This window comes from Polaromonas sp. P1_G2 (assembly GCF_056405515.1).
In genome coordinates this window covers 1-413 of the sequence record NZ_JBFUBY010001375.1, presented here as the reverse complement: position 1 = coordinate 413, position 413 = coordinate 1, and the positions used below count along the sequence as shown (strand labels likewise).

The following is a 413-nucleotide window of genomic DNA, read 5'->3' as shown; positions in this document are numbered from 1 at the left end:
GGTCAGGCGTGAGGGCGCTCTGGAAAGAGCGAAAAAACCCGTCGGACAGCGCATTCAGCACGTCCGGCGGGATTAGGGGCCAATCAAAGGGCATTGATTGACTGGAAGAGAATTCGTTATATTCCCTTATTATCAACGAACAAGGCGGAATCTTCGAACCGCGACAAATTGATCATATCGCATCCGCCCAATTCCGCACCTTGCTCGCCATGGCGGCCATGTGATCTGCCGTCGAGAAGCCGGAGATTTTCTTGCGCGGCTTGAGATCGTGGTCGCCGTCTTCAAGCCAGAAGATCTCGATCCGGTCCGAGAGCGTGTATGCCGGCACTTCGTCAATCGTGCCAAACGGATCCCGCGTTCCCTGGGCTATCAATGCAGGGGTTTTCAACGTGGCGAGGTGGGCCGTTCGCAAC

General features: G+C 55.9%; 1 protein-coding gene. It reads right to left on the bottom strand.

Features of this window, described 5'->3' with window-relative positions; all coding sequences use genetic code 11:
• Positions 1-172: 172 nt before the first annotated feature.
• The coding region (locus AC1D0P_RS30635) for an alpha/beta family hydrolase (protein WP_477680173.1) at positions 173-413 on the bottom strand (241 nt) is incomplete at its 5' end.